A 19,143-nucleotide genomic window follows, 5' to 3' on the forward strand; every position below is an offset into this window, starting at 1 on the left:
TTCACTTTAAAATAGACATTTTACGTTGCTTCATATCACGCTCAAATGCATAACGTGTCGCATCGATTGTATGGTTGTCCTTATCTTCCAATCTAGGTTTAACATTGCCATCCTTATCCGTCTCATAATCTATATTTTCAAATTCTCGTGCAATATTTGGTGTGCGCTTTGGATCAATCACAATAGCTTCTAAATCATCAAGCCATTGTTCGCCGTATTCAACACTGTCAGCACCCTTTTTAACACCTTTAATCCGTTTAATGCCATGCTCTTTCTTAAGTTCATCAATCGATTTAGGTTCGGCTGAATCAGCATATATATCATCGGATTGATAGCCCTTTTCCCATAGCCATTTTGCAAACTGTCTATTGCTAATCTGAACACCATAATACTCATCCACTGCATAAATAATGCGTTTCTTTTTATCATAATGCCATCGTACAAAAGCCAACGGATCAGTTGCATACCCAAAGTCGACGGCATTACGTATGTTGTCGAATGACTTATACAATTCATCTGATATATTTTCAATTTGTAAATTATTAAATGGCACAACACCACTCCCTATCGCTTCGCCCATATATTCCCACCTATACCGCAATTTATTTCGTTGTTTAGCTGCTTCTGCCTCTTGTATAAATTGCTTTGAAATGAACGGATTATCTAAATACGTTGAATGATGCACAAACGTGTTATCTGGTTGGAATGACGATTCATATTTTTTGTTAACCCAAGATTGCTTACGCTTGGGTGGGTTATAGCTGTAAAAAAACTTATAAAAAAGACCATCACCCAATTCGCCACGTAATAGTGAGTTAGTGATGGTTGTCACTTCATCTTCTGTTTTGAATTCCGCCAGTTCTTCTATCCACATTATAGAAAAAGGGAAACGGCTATCTTTAAGCGATTTTAAACGCTCTGGGTTTTGTGCACCTCTGAAGATAATACGATTTCCACGCGGTACGTATGTTAATTCCATTGGCGACACTTTAACCTTGAACAAATGCGACACACCTTGCTGTTCGATTGCCCATTTAATTTGCTCAAATACAGATGTCGCAAGTGTATTGTCAGTCTTACGAACAACAACAGCATTAACCGGGTAACGCATAATTAGCTGAACAATTATGTGCGATATGTCAGATGACTTACCGCTACCCCGTCCACCTTTGGCAACTATGTTCAATACACTACTGTCTTTCGTTTTCCGCCAAATGTCGTGAAATGGCTTAGGTATTAATTCAGACAAATTAATCGATGTCGTCATTAAATACCACCGCTCCTGTATGTTCTACTTGTTGCTTATCTGTCCACATCATGTAGCGTTTACCAAGTAATTCAGCTGCCTTAATTCTATCCTTTGCACTTACGTCTATACTTTCAATCTCTTGAGCACCATCGCCTACACCTATCAAAGTCTGTTCTTTAGTTTCTCCTCTAAACACAGAAGTTAGATATTGCAATATCTCATCTTGATCTGCAATGCTATCTTTCTTTATTTCTTCCAATCTTGCATCAATATAAGATTTTATCCCAACTTTTCCCAACATTTTACTACCATTCTTGTTCGCATAGTTATGACTATAACCTGCATTAATAGCAGACTGATAGATGTTACCTGTTCTAATATATTCGTCAGCAAACTTTTGTTGTTTCAAACTTAACTTCATTTCATTTACCACCAACTCTCACGTTAATCACATTTTAAGTATTAAAAAAGACGCCCCGAAAAAGGACGTCTGACCGCATATTTAGAAAGGAGAAAACAGCACGAATACCTCAAATTATAGGAAGTACAACAAATCATTAAACAAGACGAAAAACTTCGTTGTACATTTCTGTACATTACCATAATATCTCATTTTAGGTGTCAAAAACTGTCATTTTACTGTCAACTTTAGTGTTCTCCTAGTTCTTCTGCCAGTTTTAAAACTACTTTCTTTTTAATTCTGTTACCCGTACTTTCCGAGATATGAATATCTCCACATACGGCAACTAATGTCTTCTTGTTGAAATAGTACTCTTGAATAAATTCTCTCTCTTTCCTACTAGACGTATTGATAATGCGTTCTATCGCTCTTTTGAACTCGAGTATCTTGCCACGTCTTATGTTACAAAGATAGTTAACTACCACCATTTCTGTTTTAGATGAGGTAGTTGGCACACGCTCTCCACCTATGTTTGTGTCTGTTGGAAGCCAGGGGTTTATAACGCTTTCCCTTAAATCCTCCAACTGTTTGTCGTAATTGGGATAATCACATAGTTCATCTTCCAGTTTTCTAACAGTAGACAATTTAAGTCCGTACTTTTTCTTAGTCATTACATGCCTCCATATGATTCATCATCTTTTCAGCACCTCTTTTATTTTCTCTAATATGTCTTTTGTTTTACAGGTCTTCTTGTTTGACGAACCTGCCATCACGCATTTCACCTTTCCTGTCTTTTATTTCGTCGTAAGCCAGCTGTACGCATGTTTTTAAATCTGTGCCGTGGGCTTTTGCTGTTTTATCTAGCAAGTTCACAAGAGCCCCAAGTATTTTTTCTGTTTCTGTAAGATTTTTGCGTATTTGGTAATCATCAGTGTTGGATGCCCAACTTTTCGCACCTATTGCCTTTAGCCTTATATTACCTTCCTTTAGATTTACACCTACATATGCTAACAACATGGTAAAACGTAAAGTGTCCGCATCCTCAAATACATCAATATCTTTGTGTTCCATAACTTCTTGCATATCACCGTTAATCTGTTGTGCCATAATAGTAATAACCACAAACATGTCGCCTATGCTGTCTTTGATAAGTTTCTCATCTTGTTTGTTCAAACCTTTCACAAGTTCTCCATGTTCTTCAACAAGCTTGTCATACTGTTTCATTGGATTCGCGTTGTGTAAGTCGCGGTCAATGCTCCATCGTTCAATCTTTTTAATTAGTTCGTTCATATCCGTTCTCCTTTTCACTCTCTAAAATTTTGTTTAGCTTATGACGCATATCGATGTACTTAGGACTGTGCGCTACTGACGATTTGTAGTTGATGTGACTGACAAATAACTCAACGACTTCATCAAGTTTTCTCTTTAATTCGTCACGCTCGTCCATAACAAGCGCTGTCATTTTGACTAACTTAATGTTTTCATCAGCATAATATTTACGCTGTTCACGTACACATGCAATATCGTCAATCAATTCATCACGTTCTCGTTTAAACCGATCTCGCTCGTCAGATAGCTTTGCGACCGTTTTGAGCAATCTACTATTCTCACTATCTAACTTGACACGTTCTGCGCACAAATCTGCAATTCGGCGTTTGTAATCTTTACTCAACAAGCTCACCTTCTTTCCAAATGAGATGCATAGTGCCGTCGTATCGTTCAAGGTAGAAAGCTAAAGATGTTGCGCCTAAAGATTTTGAGAATTTTATGCAGCTATTAACGGATTGTGGTGATTCCCAATTTACATACTTCACATCTCCCACACAATTTTTTATTTTTTCAACTAAACCTTTCAGCTCAGTATCCTCATCAATTTCTTGCTCAATTTCAATCTCAAAAGTATCTTCGGGAAAAAAGTCAATAATTTCAAAATCAGCTAAATCCTCATCGCTAGGATATACTCTCGTTCCTTCGAAGCCTTCATATGGTTTCCATTCAGTTTCTTCGTATTTAATTTTACTAAGCAACTCGTCAAGCCCAACTCGCTTCTTCTTTACTTTGATTTTCGCCATGTTACTCATCCCTCTTTAATATTTTCTCAAATGTATCTTCGTCTACTTCGACTACTACTAAATCAGCATATTTTAACCACGAGTAGGGTTGGAAACTGCACACAAAATCCTCCCCATAGCGTTCTTTCAAAAACTTTTTGTGGGCTTTCTCTATGCGTTTCGCCTCTTGCTCAATTTCTTCAAATGATGGTTCTGAACCATCTCGAGAATAAATTAAGTATGCTTCCGATACTTCTGTTGTAACGCCTGGTTCTGACGCAATATAAACACCTTTTTGGTCTTTCATTTCATAAACGACAACCTTACGCATTCATGTCTTCCTCCTTTAACAAATGTGGATGTTCACATATGTTACAAAGCACTTCTAAACAATGATCTTTCATAATTTGATGTAATTCGTATTTCTCATGTGTATAAAGTAATTCAATGCCAAAACATGCTTTATCTGACATCCATATTATGACACCATCATCATCAATTCTTTTGTCGTAACGATATCTAAATCGCACTATGTCACCCTCATAAACTTCTACATCATTTTCATCAAAAACCCCTGTCGCCGCCATAATGTCAACTTCATCAAACGTAAGTCGATACAATTTCAATCCGAAACTCGACTTATCCATATTGATAAACGGTTCTGATACTAACAGTTCTCTTCTGTTAGGGTAGACCTCCAAAATGTCCTTATAATTAAACATTTTCTTTTGCTTTTCATTCCATACTCTAAATTTCGGAATCATCTTCGTTCAGCTCCTTCGCCTTGTTTCGTATAAATCGAACTCTCTGTTCGACTCTGTTAATATCTTCTGGCTTTTTCCATTCACGAATTATTTCACTCTCAACATCTTTACCGTTTTCATAATCTAAAATAGCTAACACCTCATCGACTGTTAGGTATCCTATTGGCTCACACACATAGTTATTCGGCAATACTATAGCTAATTCAAATAAGCCTTGCTCACCACCATAAGAGTATCTATTGCGAATAACACTTAGTACATACGGCGATTCTGTTCTGAACCTATATCTCTCCCCATCCAGCCATTCGCGCTCAAAAATTAAGTACGGGGATTCTAAAAAACGTGTTTCAAATTTTGGCATATTAGTTCAACTCCCTATTCTTTGTAATCCGGTTTCGCTGGTATCCACATTTTTGGATTGTAGTTAATTTCGTATTGATACTTACTAACGTTCTTCGTAGTAACATCTTCGACTACATATGACACATTGTCTGACAGCCCAATAATGTGCTTTTGAAATTCGCCGTTTTGTTTCTCAACGACAACTTCAAGCTGGTTTTCTTTTGGATCAGCTTTAATTGACATGCGTCCAGACATTTGAAAAATAATATCTTGCTTAATTGCATTAATCACTGTGATTTTTCTGACAGTGTTGAAGTTGTCTGATTCCTCCGACAAGTTGTAACTCACTCTGTCTGCTTCATTCCCACATGCGCTTAGTAAAAATATTGTTGCTAATAAAACTGCAATTAACTTTTTCATCTCATCATCTCCCTATTCTTTTTAACGTCAGCACGATTAACCAGCATGCTGACTTTGTTGTGATGTACTTTTACTACAAAGCCATTAACACCACGCTGTTCAAGTTCTCTCTGCAATTCTGTCGGCGACTTACCAACAGTGTTAATGCGATAACGCTGTTTTACAGTATCGCTAAGTTCACGTGTGCACTTCTCATTTGCAGTGTTAATCATAGACGTTCCTGCACTTTAGTAATTTTGATGTTAGAAGTCCGTATTTACTCATCTTTGGCACACCAACATTCTATTGCTAAACCTAAAGATTCTTGAGCCTTTTTCAAATCTTCTAAACCATTTTTAAAAGGTGCTCTAATGATGTATTTGGCACAATTCCCTACATGATAAGCAACTGAGCCTTGCTTATATCGTTCTGCAATTTTATTGATAAATGTTTTTGCTTCTGTGCCATCAGAAAACATATAATGCTTTGGTTTTACGACTGTGCTTTCAACCTTTTCACTAGATGGTATTTTCTCCCATTCAGATTCGAAAGGGACATATGCTGTAATGCCTTTGTCTGTACGTACATAAAAATTGTCAGTGTACAAATTCAACACCTTGCCTAACAAAAAACCATTTTCAACAGTGATCTTCACTATATTTCCAATTTTTAACTTCTCCATTCTAATCACTCCCCTAAATAAACTGAACATTGCCGTACAAGTCTGTTTTCACTCTTGCTATGCCTGATCTGCTCATCAAATACCTTCCATAATCACTAAGCTCGTGATTTTGCGGCACTGTACGGAGATGAGGCTTTGACTTGCGTAATCTTTCTTCTCTATATCTACGTACACCTGCTTCAGTTAATCGTTCGTTAATCTCGTCTATCTCTTCATAATTAACGATTAGTGTTTCTTGTTCATGAGGATTTATATCTTTAACTACAGGTTTAGTCATTGCCTGCTCAAGCGTCATGCCTTTCGAAACACGTAAACCTATCACACTTGCTGTTATTCCAACTTTTTCAAGCTCGAGCAGTTGTTTATATGGTATTTCAATGTCAATGCCTCTAATCTTAGACTTGAATACGATATTGTCTACTGATCCTACGTACTGACTGCTCAACTCCAATGCTAAGTCGATACTCCAGCCGTTTGCTAAACGCTCCTCAATAGTTGAAAGCGTCAGGGCTTTACGATCTTTTTTCTTTATCTGCTCTTTGGTGAGCTTCAGTCTCTTGTGATAGGTGTCGTTTATAATTTCTTTAATATCGACGCCTTGTTTCAATTTTTTACGAACAGTATTTTTCGAAAAACCGCTTGCTTCAGCAATTTGTGCGATAGATACCGTTTGTCCTTTATAATCAATCTTTTTAGTCCTGTCATTGTGTATTTCAGGTAACTCAAGCATGCTATCCCTCCTCTATGATTTTCAGTGCATCATCAACACTGTAGGCGACACCTGCAAGTGCTCCTTTACTCTTGACCACATCAATAAAATGTTGCTGTTCTTTTCTAACTTTGCCACCTGGCTTCTTTACTTCGATGAAAAATATTTGTCCATCTGGTCGAAAACCAAATAAGTCGCAAAAACCTTTGGGCAATCCTGTATCAAAAATACGTCCATCTAATGTTTTAACTTTGCCCACATTTGCCCTAAATATGATATTTTCTTTAGAAACAGCAATTCTAATTAAATTCTGTATATCTTGTTCGGTCATTAACTTTCATCACTCCATTAATTTAGGGGACAGTTTTAGGGGATAGTTTAAAATCTCTACAAACCTTGTCATACCAGCACTTCAAAGCTCATTTTCATAAAGGGGGACACTTTCGGGAAAACTTCTTTCTATATATATTTATTTTTCTATTTATTCTACTAGTAGTTTTCTATTAACTATCCCCTAAATAAGAATAAAAAGTAGTATAAGTATTGATATGACAGCTTTTGTTTGAGGGGAGGGTATACCTAAAAACTATCCCCTAACCGTCCCCAACTATCCCCAAGTGTCCCCCCCTAAAGATTTAAACTGAATCTATTCATATCTTGCTTTGTTTCAGGGGTCAAATTTATACCGTAATAAAATTTTTTGCCTCGATATTTTTTACGATTAAATTTCTTAACGATTTCTTTACCAAACTTTGTACTGTTCATCAGATATTGATGATTTTCTTTCGCCCAATGAGCATAGGCATTGTATAACTCTGTTGCATTAACTTTTTCCAATGGGTTTTTATCGCAACATTCGTCTATAAACATTTCTATCGGATCCATTTCAATACGGTATTCTTCTCTCTGCTCTGTAACCATTTGAGGTTCGGCTAATCCGATTCTTTGCCATTCCAAGTAACCATCTACACACCATTTAATAATTGCAGGTAATTCAGTTTTTAATTTCTTTGTCAGTTGCTTATCAACTTGGTGAAGCGGTATTTGCTTTTCAAAAGGAATAATTACAAAACGTCGCCAGATACCATCATCTGTACCACGCACATATGGCTTGTGATTGGTTGCCATCCAAAGTTTTAATTGTGGTATAAACTCGAATTCATTTTCATATAATCTTCGAGCTGAGACTTTATCTCCGCCTGTTAATTGTTTAAGCAATCCCTCGTCGAAGCGATCTCCTTCGTTAGGCTCGGTGGTAGTAACGAACCGTGCACCGTCTAATTTTGCAATTTCAGGTGAGGCATCTGATTTGTTTTTATTTGCCATAATAGCTTGTGGACGAATATTGGTCGCATAATCACCGAAGACTTCATTCATTATGTCTAGAAAAACTGATTTCCCATTTCGACCGTTGCCATACAAAACAAACAACACTTGCTCTGACGTATAACCAGACATTGAATAACCAACAGCCCTTTGCATATAATCAATTAAGTCTTGCTTGCCCAGAAAAATGTCATCTAAAAACTTTAGCCAGATAGGACAATCTGCCTTATCGGTATACTCTGTATTACTCATTTTTGTGAAAAACTTATCTTTTCGATGTTCATATAAAGCGCCAGTGGTTAAATCAATATAGCCATTTTGTGTATTGAATAAAGTAAAATCCGTATCAAAATTATGATGATGGATAGGCAACAAATGTTGGCATTCTTTCATCATATTTTCTTTTTTACTGTGATTTCTCGAGTCCTTCCAATGTCTATATCGATACTTCTTCATATCTTCTTCATCAATATCATCGCTGTGATATAATTTTTCATCTTTTAGTTTCGCAACAACCTTATCTACAAGATGCTTCATTTTACCTGCGTCATCTTTTTTCCAACGCTTACCATCATAGTAATACCATGCGTTAGCAGTATAGTTGTAACGAATGTATTCACCATAATAATCACGTAAGCGTTCAGCGTTACCTGTGTCATCGTATGAATATCGCTTATCTTTTTTAGCAGGTTTAACATCTTGATCCATGACATAGATTTGAAAATCGTTGTCTGTTGAAACTTCTGGAATAAATTCATTCATGCAACTATCTATTGCTGTTGAAATAGTTATATTTCCATAAGTATCGTCACCACGTTGTTCATCCCATTTGTCTCTGTACAATACAGACTTACGAAAAATCTCATCCATTTTATTTGGATCACGTGCAGTCCAAAATGCTAAATCATTACAAAAAGCTAAATCTGCTTCTGATTGTGATGTATAGAATTGTGACCAATCTCCTTCAAATAAGGTGGTAAATCGAAGTCCATTTTTAGACTTTTTAGCCACTTCTATTATTTTTTCTGTTGATAAGTTATTACCAAAACCTTTGTTGGTATTAATAGCTTTCTTTTCCGCATCTGGTTTCAAAATATATTTACCATGCAAATAAGATAACTTATTAAATTCATCGTTATTTACAGCGTTGTATCCACCGATCTGTTTACCAGTCATAGTAAAAAATCTACCACGATTATAAATTTCAACATTGCCACGTCTGCGCCCTTTTTCTGGCAATTCTCCTTTGATAATTAGGTGTATGCCATTACCTGATGGACTTACTTCTGCATAAGTTTGTAACACATCTACAAACTCTGATACTATATTCTCAACGTTTTCATTTTCCGAATATTCGGCTATTTCGTTTGAAATATCATCTAAATCGACGCCTATATAAGGTTCTTTGAAGAAAAAACCTATGCCGTCGTAATTAATCGATAGACTTGCAGCGTCTTCAAAACTTACCCATGTAGATTCGTCATTAGATTTTGCCATTTGATTGGTGAGAGGGTTGTAAGGGCGCTTTGTTTTACGCCCATTTATACCCTGTTCAATTTTGAAACAGCACCACCGGTTTAATTCCTTTAGTTCGTAAGGAATACTTTCATACATACTAGCCCTCCTTAAATTTAAAACGGAAACTCATCATTGGTTTCGATGTTTCCACCAGCGAATGGATTTTCTCCATCTTCTGTCTTAAATTTATGCGTCATTTCAGGTAACGCTGTTTTATCCCAACGTTTGACGTTTAAGTTTTCATAAGTTTTACCATTGTATTCAGATGTTTCATTTTTCACAGTAACTTTCACCGGCTTACCTAGATAATCAGCGAATAATTCTTCAAGAGAACCATAAGCTTTTCCTTGTTGCAATTGGGCAGCAGCACCAATTGTATTGAAGAACCTCATATCGTATTTACCAGTTTGTTTTGACTTCCAAATTCTATGGAAAATGATGTTGTTTTTATACTTTTGATTTACGTCATTACGAATTGTAAGACGCATATCAACATGTTCCGCACCACCCGGTGTTGCATTCTCTTCACATTTCGTGATAACCGCTTCGTACGTTCCATCTTGAATATTTCCATCAAAAGTGTCTTCCATATTTAATACAAAGTTTGTCATAATAAAACTCCTCCAATTTTAAATTAAGCCTAAAGCTTTGCCTTGATAGTATGCCCATCCCTTTTTGTAATTAAGAGATTCGGCTAACTCGTATAATTCTTTCATTGACTTACACTCACTTGGTTTTTTAAAGTTGAGTTTGATAACATTTTCTTCTGTGATTTCTTCTAATTCTACTTTTTCATATGCATACTCGGCAGAACCGTAATCAGATTCAAATTCATGCTCACATAAGGGACACTCCCTATGACCTGAAGGGATAACAGCGAGACAATTCGGACACTGTTTTACAGAAACATCTGATTTTTCACGAGGAGGTTTTCCTTTAAAATACTTCTGCCAATCTCTATCGGTATCAGGTAGTTTGTGTGTGCTCCAATTGTTCACTAAGTCTATGATGATCGCTTGCTTGTTGGGTTGGTAACGCATTGCACGCATAGTTTGTTGAATGAACAAACTTAATGATTCAGTAGGTCTAAGCAGTATGACGCAATGGCAATCAGGTATATCAAATCCCTCACCAAATAATTCAGCGTTGGTTAAAATATCAATTTCACCTTTTCTAAACTTTTCAACGACTTCTAACCTTTCTTGAGTTTTAGCTTTGCCGTCTAAGTGATAGGCTTTGTAACCATGTTGTTGAAACCTTTCTACTACCTTCTTACTTGATTCGACATTGTAAGCGTAAATAATAGTTTTTAATCCTCTAGCGTATTTTTCATAACTTTCAAGTGCATCACCATAGATTGTCTTTGTGAACGCTTCTGATATAGATTTTTGTGTGTACTCTCCACGCTGTCGCTTTAATTTCTCGTGATTTATAAGGTCGATTGATAAATATTTAAATGGTGCTAATCTTTTATTCTCAATCAACCATTTAACTGTTTTACCTAGCACAATATCATCAAATAAATCAGTAAAGCCTTGACCATTTAATCTATATGGCGTTGCGGTAAAGCCAATAACATATGCTTTAGGAAATGCTTGTATAATGTCCCTATATGTTTTAGATAAAGCATGATGCGCTTCATCTATCACGATAATTTCAGGTGCTGATACCTTATTCTTTTTTACTCGGTTGGATATCGTTTGAACCATACCGACTTCTGATAATAACCAATCAACACCATTTGCATTGAATGTCTGTCTAATTTGACTGACCAACTCATTCCTGTGGACAACAGTAAGCACACGATTTCTTTTTAAGTTGGCTCGTCTTACTAGTTCACTCATTGTCACTGTCTTACCACTGCCCGCAGGACTCTGAACCATTATCCGTTTATTATTTCTTGACATACTCTGATAGATACCTTCTAGTAATTCATTCTGATAATCACGTAGAGTTATCATCAGTATCACCTACATTAAATAATTCTTCTTGTAGACAATGTTCACGATCGTCTAATTGATTTTTAGCAAATATTTGATTTGTGGGCATTAGTATAAAACCACGCTTACCTGAATCTTTATTCACAACTAATCGTGCAACGACTTGACACAAGCCTGCTACATTATCACGAATCGTTTTACGAATATCAGGAACAGATTGCGTAATCTGCTGACCTGCAGGTGTATAAAAATCATAATTTGTTTCCCATGCCATAAAAATTAATCGCTTATTTAATGACTGCAAAAATCTTAAACTATCAATAGTGAAAAAATCTACACGTTGATAGTGGGACATTTCGGGAACGCGATTGTTTTTTCCTGAACGTCCGAGATTTGCAAGCATAGATCTAAACAGTTCTGACAGGTTATCAATCGCAATAGTGTCGTAATTATTTAATGTCTGTTTATTATCAGCAAACCATTTCATCAGGTCGCCCCATTCTTTCCAAGCTTCGTGTGAATTGAAATTTAAGATGTCAATGTTCTGGTTTCCTTTTAATGGTCGTTCTGATTTATCCACATTCACGTATAACGTACGACCATGTAAAAAATTAAGAGTATGTGTTTTACCGCTTCCAGGTTTCCCATAAATAAGATAAGTAGCATTCTCAGTGCTAAGATTTTTAGCACTCGAAATTGTAAACGTCATTTAATCACCAGACTTTCACTCGCTCGTAGTTCTGCACCTTCCACATCTGCTCCAGCCTTGATGTCTTCTTCAATTTGCTTTTTATTTAACTTGGGTGGCTGTGGAATGTAGTACGCCTTATCAATTAAAGTTTCATTAGTAACCACAACGCTCGGCTTATTCTTACGCTTGTAAATATGGTTCTTAGGTGTCTTATATTTTCTTAAGCCACGTTGTTCAAGCATTACCTCTAGATAACCTTTCAACCTGTCTGAAAGATTAACTTTCTGCTTTTTCATTTTTTGTAGACGTTTGATTTCGTTGTCGATAACATCCACATCACCATCAACCGAACGTTTTAGTCCAATGATATTATCGACTTTTTCATGCATCTCCGTTTCAATTGAATCTAACGTGTCCCGAATCACTTGTGGGTCAACGTCATCCCACATATCCAAGACTTGCAAGTATCTTTCATTGATTTCGAATATATTACTCATCTAAAATCTTCCTCCTTTCGCAAAGTAAGCCATGATTTTGTCAAGTTCGTCTGTTTGGTTTTCGATATAGTTGTATATAGACAGTCCTAGTAAATCATCAACCTGGTCGACAAAGTCAATATCTGAAATGTCGATATCATCAATAAGCTCATTGTTTAAAGTCTTAATTACGATATTGATTAAGAATTCTTTTCTTGTCACTTCTTTCTTGAATTTAAAACCATCAACTTCAATATACGACGTGTATTTTTTCCCTTTTATAAAATGCATTTGCTTGTTCCTCCTAATTTGATATAATTAGGGTTGATATTTTGCTAGAATATTCAACCCTTGACTGGTTTGCAATTGCCGTTGCTTATCAGTCTCTTTTTAATTCGTTTAGTACAAAGTGTGTTCCAAAATACGTTACTAACTCCGCAACCAACACCCACCACATTAACGTTGTAAAATAAACACCGTTAAATGCAAGTGCGGTTGTTAATATCAGCGCTACGGCAAATGTCATCATGCACGCTATTAGCTCTTTCACATGACCACCTCCTTTCACATGTACTTGAAGCGCTCAATCTCTTTGAAATTGTCTTCAAGCCATTTTTTCATCTTGCTACCGACAAACATGTACTCGTCGTTGTTGTTAATAGGAAAATGACTGAATGCCTCAATTTCTTTTTTAAATCTTGGAATGGAAAAAATGTGTTTTTTAATCCAACTTCTACCTTTACCAATCTCATTTTCAAGATCACTCATATCCCAATATGTTTTTGTCATTTTGATGTCACTCCTTTCTGATATAATTTTGTTAACGCTACTGCGTTAGATAGGAGGTGTTAATCATGTATCAAGATCCATTCAAATATGCTCGTAAAGCAATAAATCAAACAACTTTGATTCCGTTTCAACTTAACAATTATGCTCAAAAGCCATTAATTGAAGTTCAGAAAATTATGAATCTTGCATCACGTCAGATGAAACCTAATATCCAACCTATAAAATTTGATAATTCAGCTTTGCTTAGGTTGAATGTTCAAACAATCTTAAATGCTCAACAGATTCGTAATAATCTATTTTCTGAAAATATTCTTAAAGACATCATAAAGTCGACGAGCATTTCCAAATACGAAGTTTTGAAAATGTCTAATGCCTTCAGAAATTTTTCTGTCGATGTTGTCTCTACTTCGACTTTTGCTGAACCCATCAATTCTTCCCATCCAGTAGATAAGCCAAAGGAGAGCCAAAATACTAAAAGATTCGACAAGATGTTGAATGTGAATCATGTCACTTCCTCCTCTAAAAATTACATTAATGAGGTTTCAATAGGGATAGGCGTTAATGCATCTTGGGATTTTTTATCTAGATTGGCATACGACCATCCAATTAATGCACCTCTTTATATTTGGGTTCTGTTCTTTTCATTTCTCTTTCACCTTTTGACTAATGAACCCGAAGAGTAACAGCCCAGCATTCCTAATCTCCTCCGCCAAGATGATGATTAGGAGTGCTATTTTTGCGTAACTAGGCTTGTTCATTTGATTCACTTCCTTTCTGATATAATCACCTTTAAGGAGGTGATTATTATGCTTACCAATGAAACCAAACTCGTTTTACTTCAATTTTATAAAGTGTATCTTGATAGAATTGAAGATGGTGAATCACAATATTCTGCGACATATTTTGGGACGGATGAAGAATCATTTGATAATTATTTTTTAGGTATGGATTTTGATAGTTATGTGTCATCTGTTCTCCAATTAGGCAGTCATGGTTATGCAACCGTTGCCACTGGAGATGGTGGTTTTGCTGAAATGGCTCTTTCCAACGAAGGAATCGCTTATTGCGAGAATGAAACTAGCAAAAATTATTCCTTGTTGCTAAAAGCTATTTCTGACCTTAAAAAATTAATTATCTAAAACCCAATCATCAGCTATTAAATCGTCTGCGCTAGGCTGCCACCTTGCGCTGACGGTTTGACCTTTAACTTTATATCTTTTTGAAATAATTAGGCATTGGTAAAACATTAAGTTAGTTGGTAGTATTGCATAATCGAACTCTTTCTTGTCCCTTTTAATCGCAACACCTTTTTCCAAAGCCAACTTTGTGGCTTCTTGAATGTTCATTCTTTACACCTCCTTAAAAGTGTCCGAAATTTATATTTTCAAGACGCTTACTAATGCTAATCAAAGTGTCTTCTAGGTAACTTTCTCTTGTTAGTTCTATCGTGTAATCTTTACCGTTATATTCGATCTCCTTTTCAAATTTGGAAGATTCATCTGTTTCTAGAGCCGTGCTTATTTCATAAGACACTTCACCTAAGATTTGTTGAATAATTGCTAATTTCTCGCTAGAGTTCATTTTGCTCCTCCTAAATTTCAATAGTCGACAATCGAATGTCTTTAACAAATTGAATGGCTAAATCTACATCTTTACGTTTAATGTGATTGTTTGGTGCGTTGCCTTTCATTCCTAAGTGTTTTTTAGTTAGTACAAGCAATCTACTTTTAGCTTTGCCAATATGGTAATTCTTTTGCTGTTCTTGGCGCTTGTTTTCCCTAGCTAATTCGTAAATGTCACCATCAAAAACATTGTCTAAAGTAAGTTGAATACCTAATCCTTCTACAAATTTTTCCGCCTTATCAGTAACGGCGTATTTAATAGCTAAAATATCTTGCGGTGTTACATACTCACCGGTTATCGCTTGTTTAAGATAAGCTAAATCTTCACTTTGATTTGTAGTAGAATCATTTAATCTTGCGATTTGTTCAACCAACATTTTAATTAGTTCAGGATTACTAGCTAATTCTTGGATTGTTGGATTGACTGAATATGTTCCTGTACGTCTGATTGATGGCAATACTTCAGATGTAACGAAACGTTTGAATTTTTTAGCTGTTTCTTTAATAACTGGATTAGCACTTTGTTGTGCTGCTGCAAAAATCAAACTGTATAACCCTGATTCGTTGATTACTGTTGTTCGAGACTTATAGTTAGAACCATCTTGCTGAATTAGCAATGTGGTTTTATCTTCCAAATCTACATTTTTTGAAACTGTACTCGAAACATCTTTGTACCCTAAAATTTCGGCTACATCTTTGCCGACAAAGTAAGGTTCGTCATCTACTGTTAATGTCCTTACTGGTAATTCTTCAAAATTGAAAATTTGTAATGCTTGCATTGCTATCACTCCTTTGCATTCGCTCTTTTACGGTTTAACCGTTATTGTTAGTTAAAAAAATAATGTCGTTATAAGTGACATCAAATTCTTTTTCTATCTTCTGCAACTGTGGGACATTAGGAAAAGTTTTTGCTTTTTCCCAGTTATGCCACACATCTGCAGAAACGCCAACTTTTGCACCCGCTTGTGCCTGTGTTAATTCATATTTAGCCCTTAACATTCTTAAAGTAAAAGGCTCCTTTTTCACTTTTTGTTCTTCCATTTTCAAGCCTCCTTCAAAAGAACTGACTTTAGTATATTACGGTTAAAACGTAATGTCAACATTAAAACCGTATTTTTTTTGTTTTTGTTGTAATCAGTACGGAAAAGCCGTATAATGTAATTAAGCTATTAGATGAAGGGAGCGAAAACAATGCTCGGCAATAAAGAAATTATGTCTAAAAACATTTCTCGTCTTATGAAACAAAACAATGTAGATAGAAAACAATTATCTATAGATTTGAATGTAAAATATACAACCCTATCTGATTGGATTAACGCAAAGACCTATCCACGAATAGACAAAATAGAACTATTAGCTAATTATTTTGGCGTTAGTAAATCCGACTTAGTTGAAGATAACGAAGAAAAAGTACTCGACACATTACCAGTTAAAAAGATACCGGTCGTTTCAAAAATCCCTGCCGGCTTACCTATTTATAGCGAAGAGAATTTAATAGATTACATATACTTTGCTACTAAAAACTTAAACTCTAATAAAGAAGAGTTTGGTCTTCAAGTTTCTGGAGATAGCATGGATAAACTATTTCAAGAAGGAGATATTGTTGTTGTAGAAAAAGACTCCGTTGTAGAAAATGGTCAGTTAGGCGTGGTTATGGTGAATGGATACAATGCTACTGTTAAGCGAATACGTTACACGGAAGACCAAATCATCTTAATACCTGAGTCAAACAACCCTCAACATTATCCTCAAGTGTACGGTAGTGACGATGAAGTGAAAATTGTAGGTAAAGTGATAGCAAGTCAAAAATTGTTTAGATAACGAGGAGTGATAATTTTGAAGAAGTATGACATTGCCGTTTTAGATTTTGAAACTATGAACGAGTATACCAATAGTCCATGTGAAGTCGGTATTTCACTTATCAAAGACTTATCAATTGAACATGTATATAGTTCGTATATTAACCCACCTAATAATAAGTATAGTGACAAAAATGCTAAAATTCACAATATACCTAAAGATATCATTTTAAATGCCCCTAGTTTCAAAAGTGTATTTCAAGAAATCGAAACCTTATTAGGAAGCGCTTTTTTAATAGTTGCTCATAATGCCAGCTTTGATATATCAGTCTTAAAACATACAGCACAAACATGTAATTTATCTCCCAAAAGTTATATGTATATTGATAGCGTCAATATTTTCAGGAATTTTCATAGCGGCATCTCTGTGAGCATGAATAATTTGTGTGATATATATAACATTGATAAATCAAACTTGCATTCCGCTAAGTATGACATTGTAGCACTTTCAAAAATGCTTATTTCTTTGGCTGAAAATAATGGTTTTTCTAACTGTCTAGAGCTTATCCAAAACATGGACAACCAGTATATTAGATTTAGTCATCTTATGAATGCTTTGCGATCTATTTCAAAACAAAAATCATCATTTGATAAACCTTCTATGAAAATCACAGATATCAATAAATTGCCTGTCGAACACGAAAATTTAATTTTACAAAATAAAAATATAGTCTTTACCGGGAATTTTGATATTCCAAAAGAAAAATTAATGGTTTTATCAAGAAAAAATGGAGCCTATATAAAAAACAATGTTTCAACTAAAACAAACATTTTAGTCGAAGGAGAACAAGACGACAAGTATAAAGATGAAAACGGTCTAGTTTCAAAACAGCGAAAGGCAAGAGCTTTTATTCATCAAGGGATAGATATTCAAATCATTGATGAAATAACTTTATTATCTTATTTGAAAGGAAGCTTAAAAGATGATTAAAAAAATCACTACCAACAAACATGTCTTTTTGGTCGAAGAAATGCAAACAGAACTATCTAAATTTTAGCAACTAAGATATACTGGGTAGCCCGCCTACCCTATATATTTTTTATAAATAAATAGAACGTACGTTCTAAAAGGAGTGAACACAATGAGTGTAAACAAATACAATGGCAACAAATGGTATTATGACTTTGGGTATGAAGGGAAAAGGTATAAAAAGAAAGGGTTTAAAACCAAAAGAGAAGCCACCGAAGCTGAAACGATAGCTAAAAACCAGCTAATGCGTGGAATAGTTATCAATAATAAAAGTTCCTTTATTGACTACTATGAGCAATGGATTGAAGTTAATAAAAAGAATGTCATTACTGACAGAGCATATTTAACATATGTTAATGCTATTAAACAGTTTAAAAAGTTTTTAGCTACTGAAAACTTAACCGACATTACTCTAAGTAACTTTTCAACTACTTTCTATCGTAAATTTATCAAATGGTATGGTGCCGACCATGCTACTGAATCAGTTAAGAAATTGCACAACTGTATTAAAGCATCGTTAATGGACGCAATACAAGAAGGTCTCATTTATAAAGACCCTACGTATAAGGCAGTAATTAAAGGTAAAAAGCCTAGTCAACCTGAAGAAGATAAATTTATGAACTTAGAAGACTATAAAAAGTTGAAATCCTATGTAGCTAACGTCCCTATTCAATCGTACTTACTAATTTATATATTAGTTATTACAGGAGGACGATTTGGAGAAGTTCAAAAATTAACTACTGATGATATTAACTACTTAAAAAATACAATTCATCTAAGAGGTACAAAAACAGAAACATCTGATCGTGTTGTAGATATACCGTCTGAAGATATGAAAGTCTTACGAAATACATTATCTGAAATGCCAATCAACATGAATAAGCAGATATTCAACACTGGATATTCCCTAATAACAAATAACGCTGTAACAAAAGTCCTTCAAAAATTTTGCTTAGAAAATAAGCTAGGCAAGTTCACATTACATGCAATTAGACACACACATTGTTCTTACCTATTGCACGGCGGTGTTTCGATTTACTATATCTCGAAACGTCTTGGTCACGCTAGTATTAAAACAACATTGGACGTGTATTCACACTTGCTTGATGAAACGAATAAAATTGAGACTGAAAAAGCTCTGAAGCTAATAAAATCAATGTAAGGGACGTACTTTTATTTTTCGGGGACGTTTTCCCATTTTTTTATCCTCTCGGGGACGTTTCGGGGACGTTCCGCTCAAAATACGAGTTCCAGCGAAAAACAACAAAAGACAACAAAATGCCGTCATATCAACGTTTACGTTCACGAGATACAACGGCAGAACAACGAAAAACACCTAAATACCGGAAGATGAGG

The 19,143-nt window shown here is 35.3% G+C and carries 31 protein-coding genes; 5 read left to right on the plus strand and 26 right to left on the minus strand.

Annotated features, from left to right (window positions below; translation table 11 throughout):
• Position 1: 1 nt before the first annotated feature.
• From NXS11_RS10015 to NXS11_RS10120, 22 genes are all read right to left on the minus strand, one after another.
• Positions 2-1,267, minus strand: coding sequence for a PBSX family phage terminase large subunit (locus tag NXS11_RS10015; RefSeq protein ID WP_259200872.1), 1,266 nt, complete (start codon positions 1,265-1,267; stop codon positions 2-4).
• Positions 1,251-1,670, minus strand: a complete 420-nt coding sequence (locus tag NXS11_RS10020) for a terminase small subunit (RefSeq protein ID WP_259200873.1) — start codon at positions 1,668-1,670, stop codon at positions 1,251-1,253. Before NXS11_RS10020 ends, NXS11_RS10015 begins: the two co-directional genes overlap by 17 nt.
• Before the next feature lie 227 nt (positions 1,671-1,897).
• The gene (locus NXS11_RS10025; RefSeq protein WP_259200875.1) at positions 1,898-2,320 is read right to left on the minus strand and encodes a transcriptional regulator; all 423 of its coding nucleotides are present in this window, start codon (positions 2,318-2,320) and stop codon (positions 1,898-1,900) included.
• Positions 2,321-2,387: 67 nt separating this feature from the next.
• Entirely contained in the window at positions 2,388-2,939 is a 552-nt protein-coding gene (locus NXS11_RS10030; protein WP_259200877.1) for a MazG-like family protein, read from the minus strand.
• A complete protein-coding gene (locus tag NXS11_RS10035) occupies positions 2,923-3,321 on the minus strand; it encodes a hypothetical protein (protein ID WP_259200879.1) in 399 nt (132 codons plus the stop codon). The genes NXS11_RS10030 and NXS11_RS10035 overlap by 17 nt, the downstream gene beginning before the upstream one ends.
• Complete coding sequence (locus NXS11_RS10040) at positions 3,314-3,721, minus strand: hypothetical protein (RefSeq protein WP_259200880.1); 408 nt, start codon at positions 3,719-3,721, stop codon at positions 3,314-3,316. Before NXS11_RS10040 ends, NXS11_RS10035 begins: the two co-directional genes overlap by 8 nt.
• Before the next feature lies 1 nt (position 3,722).
• Positions 3,723-4,031 carry a hypothetical protein gene (locus NXS11_RS10045; protein ID WP_259200881.1) on the minus strand — a complete coding sequence of 103 codons (309 nt, stop codon included), beginning with the start codon at positions 4,029-4,031 and terminating at the stop codon, positions 3,723-3,725.
• Positions 4,024-4,464, minus strand: a complete 441-nt coding sequence (locus tag NXS11_RS10050) for a YopX family protein (RefSeq protein ID WP_259200882.1) — start codon at positions 4,462-4,464, stop codon at positions 4,024-4,026. Before NXS11_RS10050 ends, NXS11_RS10045 begins: the two co-directional genes overlap by 8 nt.
• A complete protein-coding gene (locus NXS11_RS10055; RefSeq protein WP_259200883.1) occupies positions 4,448-4,825 on the minus strand; it encodes a hypothetical protein in 378 nt (125 codons plus the stop codon). Before NXS11_RS10055 ends, NXS11_RS10050 begins: the two co-directional genes overlap by 17 nt.
• 14 nt (positions 4,826-4,839) lie before the next feature.
• The gene (locus NXS11_RS10060; RefSeq protein WP_259200884.1) at positions 4,840-5,226 is read right to left on the minus strand and encodes a beta-sandwich lipoprotein; all 387 of its coding nucleotides are present in this window, start codon (positions 5,224-5,226) and stop codon (positions 4,840-4,842) included.
• Positions 5,223-5,438, minus strand: a complete 216-nt coding sequence (locus tag NXS11_RS10065) for a hypothetical protein (RefSeq protein ID WP_259200885.1) — start codon at positions 5,436-5,438, stop codon at positions 5,223-5,225. Before NXS11_RS10065 ends, NXS11_RS10060 begins: the two co-directional genes overlap by 4 nt.
• 44 nt (positions 5,439-5,482) lie before the next feature.
• Positions 5,483-5,887 (minus strand): DUF3310 domain-containing protein, encoded by a 405-nt coding sequence (locus NXS11_RS10070; RefSeq protein ID WP_259200886.1) that lies wholly within the window; start codon positions 5,885-5,887, stop codon positions 5,483-5,485.
• Positions 5,888-5,900: 13 nt separating this feature from the next.
• Positions 5,901-6,617, minus strand: coding sequence for an SA1788 family PVL leukocidin-associated protein (locus tag NXS11_RS10075; protein ID WP_259200887.1), 717 nt, complete (start codon positions 6,615-6,617; stop codon positions 5,901-5,903).
• 1 nt (position 6,618) lies between these two features.
• Positions 6,619-6,927: a VRR-NUC domain-containing protein gene (locus NXS11_RS10080; RefSeq protein ID WP_259200888.1), complete on the minus strand. Its 309-nt coding sequence runs from the start codon at positions 6,925-6,927 to the stop codon at positions 6,619-6,621.
• A 296-nt stretch (positions 6,928-7,223) separates the two neighbouring features.
• A complete protein-coding gene (locus NXS11_RS10085) occupies positions 7,224-9,536 on the minus strand; it encodes a phage/plasmid primase, P4 family (protein WP_259200889.1) in 2,313 nt (770 codons plus the stop codon).
• A 17-nt stretch (positions 9,537-9,553) separates the two neighbouring features.
• Complete coding sequence (locus NXS11_RS10090; RefSeq protein ID WP_259200890.1) at positions 9,554-10,051, minus strand: DUF669 domain-containing protein; 498 nt, start codon at positions 10,049-10,051, stop codon at positions 9,554-9,556.
• An 18-nt stretch (positions 10,052-10,069) separates the two neighbouring features.
• Positions 10,070-11,401, minus strand: coding sequence for a DEAD/DEAH box helicase (locus NXS11_RS10095; RefSeq protein WP_259200891.1), 1,332 nt, complete (start codon positions 11,399-11,401; stop codon positions 10,070-10,072).
• Positions 11,385-12,089 (minus strand): AAA family ATPase, encoded by a 705-nt coding sequence (locus tag NXS11_RS10100; RefSeq protein ID WP_259200892.1) that lies wholly within the window; start codon positions 12,087-12,089, stop codon positions 11,385-11,387. The genes NXS11_RS10095 and NXS11_RS10100 overlap by 17 nt, the downstream gene beginning before the upstream one ends.
• Entirely contained in the window at positions 12,086-12,568 is a 483-nt protein-coding gene (locus tag NXS11_RS10105) for a siphovirus Gp157 family protein (RefSeq protein ID WP_259200893.1), read from the minus strand. Before NXS11_RS10105 ends, NXS11_RS10100 begins: the two co-directional genes overlap by 4 nt.
• Entirely contained in the window at positions 12,569-12,838 is a 270-nt protein-coding gene (locus NXS11_RS10110; RefSeq protein WP_259200894.1) for a DUF1108 family protein, read from the minus strand.
• Between the two features lie 88 nt (positions 12,839-12,926).
• Positions 12,927-13,097 carry a hypothetical protein gene (locus NXS11_RS10115; RefSeq protein WP_259200895.1) on the minus strand — a complete coding sequence of 57 codons (171 nt, stop codon included), beginning with the start codon at positions 13,095-13,097 and terminating at the stop codon, positions 12,927-12,929.
• Positions 13,098-13,111: 14 nt separating this feature from the next.
• The gene (locus NXS11_RS10120; RefSeq protein WP_259200896.1) at positions 13,112-13,336 is read right to left on the minus strand and encodes a DUF771 domain-containing protein; all 225 of its coding nucleotides are present in this window, start codon (positions 13,334-13,336) and stop codon (positions 13,112-13,114) included.
• A 65-nt stretch (positions 13,337-13,401) separates the two neighbouring features.
• Between NXS11_RS10120 and NXS11_RS10125 the strand changes: the two genes are divergently transcribed.
• Positions 13,402-14,019, plus strand: a complete 618-nt coding sequence (locus NXS11_RS10125; protein WP_259200897.1) for a hypothetical protein — start codon at positions 13,402-13,404, stop codon at positions 14,017-14,019.
• Between the two features lie 123 nt (positions 14,020-14,142).
• Positions 14,143-14,475, plus strand: coding sequence for a hypothetical protein (locus NXS11_RS10130; protein ID WP_103358331.1), 333 nt, complete (start codon positions 14,143-14,145; stop codon positions 14,473-14,475).
• Here the strand turns inward: NXS11_RS10130 and NXS11_RS10135 are convergent.
• Genes NXS11_RS10135 through NXS11_RS10150 form a run of 4 tightly spaced genes read right to left on the minus strand, consistent with a single transcriptional unit; the run spans position 14,464 to position 15,999 of the window.
• A complete protein-coding gene (locus NXS11_RS10135; RefSeq protein WP_259200898.1) occupies positions 14,464-14,682 on the minus strand; it encodes a Thoeris anti-defense Tad2 family protein in 219 nt (72 codons plus the stop codon). The two genes, NXS11_RS10130 and NXS11_RS10135, sit on opposite strands and share 12 nt — an antisense overlap.
• A gap of 13 nt (positions 14,683-14,695) precedes the next feature.
• On the minus strand, positions 14,696-14,917 hold the full coding sequence (locus NXS11_RS10140; protein WP_259199640.1) for a hypothetical protein: 222 nt from the start codon (positions 14,915-14,917) through the stop codon (positions 14,696-14,698).
• A gap of 10 nt (positions 14,918-14,927) precedes the next feature.
• Positions 14,928-15,737 (minus strand): BRO-N domain-containing protein, encoded by an 810-nt coding sequence (locus tag NXS11_RS10145; protein ID WP_259200899.1) that lies wholly within the window; start codon positions 15,735-15,737, stop codon positions 14,928-14,930.
• 34 nt (positions 15,738-15,771) lie between these two features.
• The gene (locus NXS11_RS10150) at positions 15,772-15,999 is read right to left on the minus strand and encodes a helix-turn-helix transcriptional regulator (RefSeq protein WP_259200900.1); all 228 of its coding nucleotides are present in this window, start codon (positions 15,997-15,999) and stop codon (positions 15,772-15,774) included.
• Positions 16,000-16,149: 150 nt separating this feature from the next.
• Between NXS11_RS10150 and NXS11_RS10155 the strand changes: the two genes are divergently transcribed.
• The 3 genes from NXS11_RS10155 (at position 16,150) to NXS11_RS10165 (ending at position 18,949) form a co-directional block, all read left to right on the plus strand.
• Positions 16,150-16,779 carry a helix-turn-helix domain-containing protein gene (locus NXS11_RS10155; protein ID WP_259200901.1) on the plus strand — a complete coding sequence of 210 codons (630 nt, stop codon included), beginning with the start codon at positions 16,150-16,152 and terminating at the stop codon, positions 16,777-16,779.
• A 15-nt stretch (positions 16,780-16,794) separates the two neighbouring features.
• Positions 16,795-17,748, plus strand: coding sequence for an exonuclease domain-containing protein (locus tag NXS11_RS10160; RefSeq protein WP_263009960.1), 954 nt, complete (start codon positions 16,795-16,797; stop codon positions 17,746-17,748).
• Positions 17,749-17,899: 151 nt separating this feature from the next.
• Positions 17,900-18,949, plus strand: coding sequence for a site-specific integrase (locus tag NXS11_RS10165; RefSeq protein ID WP_259200903.1), 1,050 nt, complete (start codon positions 17,900-17,902; stop codon positions 18,947-18,949).
• Positions 18,950-19,143: the final 194 nt, after the last annotated feature.

The sequence above is a fragment of the Staphylococcus americanisciuri genome (assembly GCF_024814435.1).
Taxonomy (GTDB): domain Bacteria; phylum Bacillota; class Bacilli; order Staphylococcales; family Staphylococcaceae; genus Staphylococcus; species Staphylococcus americanisciuri.

Bases quoted from the DNA above. Each gene is read 5' to 3' on its own strand.
- NXS11_RS10140 (WP_259199640.1), bottom strand. From the start codon at position 14,917: ATGAACTCTAGCGAGAAATTAGCAATTATTCAACAAATCTTAGGTGAA.
- NXS11_RS10065 (WP_259200885.1), bottom strand. From the start codon at position 5,438: ATGATTAACACTGCAAATGAGAAGTGCACACGTGAACTTAGCGATACT.
- NXS11_RS10135 (WP_259200898.1), bottom strand. From the start codon at position 14,682: ATGAACATTCAAGAAGCCACAAAGTTGGCTTTGGAAAAAGGTGTTGCG.
- NXS11_RS10105 (WP_259200893.1), bottom strand. From the start codon at position 12,568: ATGAGTAATATATTCGAAATCAATGAAAGATACTTGCAAGTCTTGGAT.
- NXS11_RS10060 (WP_259200884.1), bottom strand. From the start codon at position 5,226: ATGAAAAAGTTAATTGCAGTTTTATTAGCAACAATATTTTTACTAAGC.
- NXS11_RS10020 (WP_259200873.1), bottom strand. From the start codon at position 1,670: ATGAAGTTAAGTTTGAAACAACAAAAGTTTGCTGACGAATATATTAGA.
- NXS11_RS10095 (WP_259200891.1), bottom strand. From the start codon at position 11,401: ATGATAACTCTACGTGATTATCAGAATGAATTACTAGAAGGTATCTAT.
- NXS11_RS10050 (WP_259200882.1), bottom strand. From the start codon at position 4,464: ATGATTCCGAAATTTAGAGTATGGAATGAAAAGCAAAAGAAAATGTTT.
- NXS11_RS10130 (WP_103358331.1), top strand. From the start codon at position 14,143: ATGCTTACCAATGAAACCAAACTCGTTTTACTTCAATTTTATAAAGTG.
- NXS11_RS10165 (WP_259200903.1), top strand. From the start codon at position 17,900: ATGAGTGTAAACAAATACAATGGCAACAAATGGTATTATGACTTTGGG.
- NXS11_RS10015 (WP_259200872.1), bottom strand. From the start codon at position 1,267: ATGACGACATCGATTAATTTGTCTGAATTAATACCTAAGCCATTTCAC.
- NXS11_RS10100 (WP_259200892.1), bottom strand. From the start codon at position 12,089: ATGACGTTTACAATTTCGAGTGCTAAAAATCTTAGCACTGAGAATGCT.
- NXS11_RS10085 (WP_259200889.1), bottom strand. From the start codon at position 9,536: ATGTATGAAAGTATTCCTTACGAACTAAAGGAATTAAACCGGTGGTGC.
- NXS11_RS10110 (WP_259200894.1), bottom strand. From the start codon at position 12,838: ATGCATTTTATAAAAGGGAAAAAATACACGTCGTATATTGAAGTTGAT.
- NXS11_RS10145 (WP_259200899.1), bottom strand. From the start codon at position 15,737: ATGCAAGCATTACAAATTTTCAATTTTGAAGAATTACCAGTAAGGACA.
- NXS11_RS10125 (WP_259200897.1), top strand. From the start codon at position 13,402: ATGTATCAAGATCCATTCAAATATGCTCGTAAAGCAATAAATCAAACA.
- NXS11_RS10070 (WP_259200886.1), bottom strand. From the start codon at position 5,887: ATGGAGAAGTTAAAAATTGGAAATATAGTGAAGATCACTGTTGAAAAT.
- NXS11_RS10080 (WP_259200888.1), bottom strand. From the start codon at position 6,927: ATGACCGAACAAGATATACAGAATTTAATTAGAATTGCTGTTTCTAAA.
- NXS11_RS10045 (WP_259200881.1), bottom strand. From the start codon at position 4,031: ATGCGTAAGGTTGTCGTTTATGAAATGAAAGACCAAAAAGGTGTTTAT.
- NXS11_RS10155 (WP_259200901.1), top strand. From the start codon at position 16,150: ATGCTCGGCAATAAAGAAATTATGTCTAAAAACATTTCTCGTCTTATG.
- NXS11_RS10075 (WP_259200887.1), bottom strand. From the start codon at position 6,617: ATGCTTGAGTTACCTGAAATACACAATGACAGGACTAAAAAGATTGAT.
- NXS11_RS10040 (WP_259200880.1), bottom strand. From the start codon at position 3,721: ATGGCGAAAATCAAAGTAAAGAAGAAGCGAGTTGGGCTTGACGAGTTG.
- NXS11_RS10025 (WP_259200875.1), bottom strand. From the start codon at position 2,320: ATGACTAAGAAAAAGTACGGACTTAAATTGTCTACTGTTAGAAAACTG.
- NXS11_RS10120 (WP_259200896.1), bottom strand. From the start codon at position 13,336: ATGACAAAAACATATTGGGATATGAGTGATCTTGAAAATGAGATTGGT.
- NXS11_RS10055 (WP_259200883.1), bottom strand. From the start codon at position 4,825: ATGCCAAAATTTGAAACACGTTTTTTAGAATCCCCGTACTTAATTTTT.
- NXS11_RS10030 (WP_259200877.1), bottom strand. From the start codon at position 2,939: ATGAACGAACTAATTAAAAAGATTGAACGATGGAGCATTGACCGCGAC.
- NXS11_RS10090 (WP_259200890.1), bottom strand. From the start codon at position 10,051: ATGACAAACTTTGTATTAAATATGGAAGACACTTTTGATGGAAATATT.
- NXS11_RS10150 (WP_259200900.1), bottom strand. From the start codon at position 15,999: ATGGAAGAACAAAAAGTGAAAAAGGAGCCTTTTACTTTAAGAATGTTA.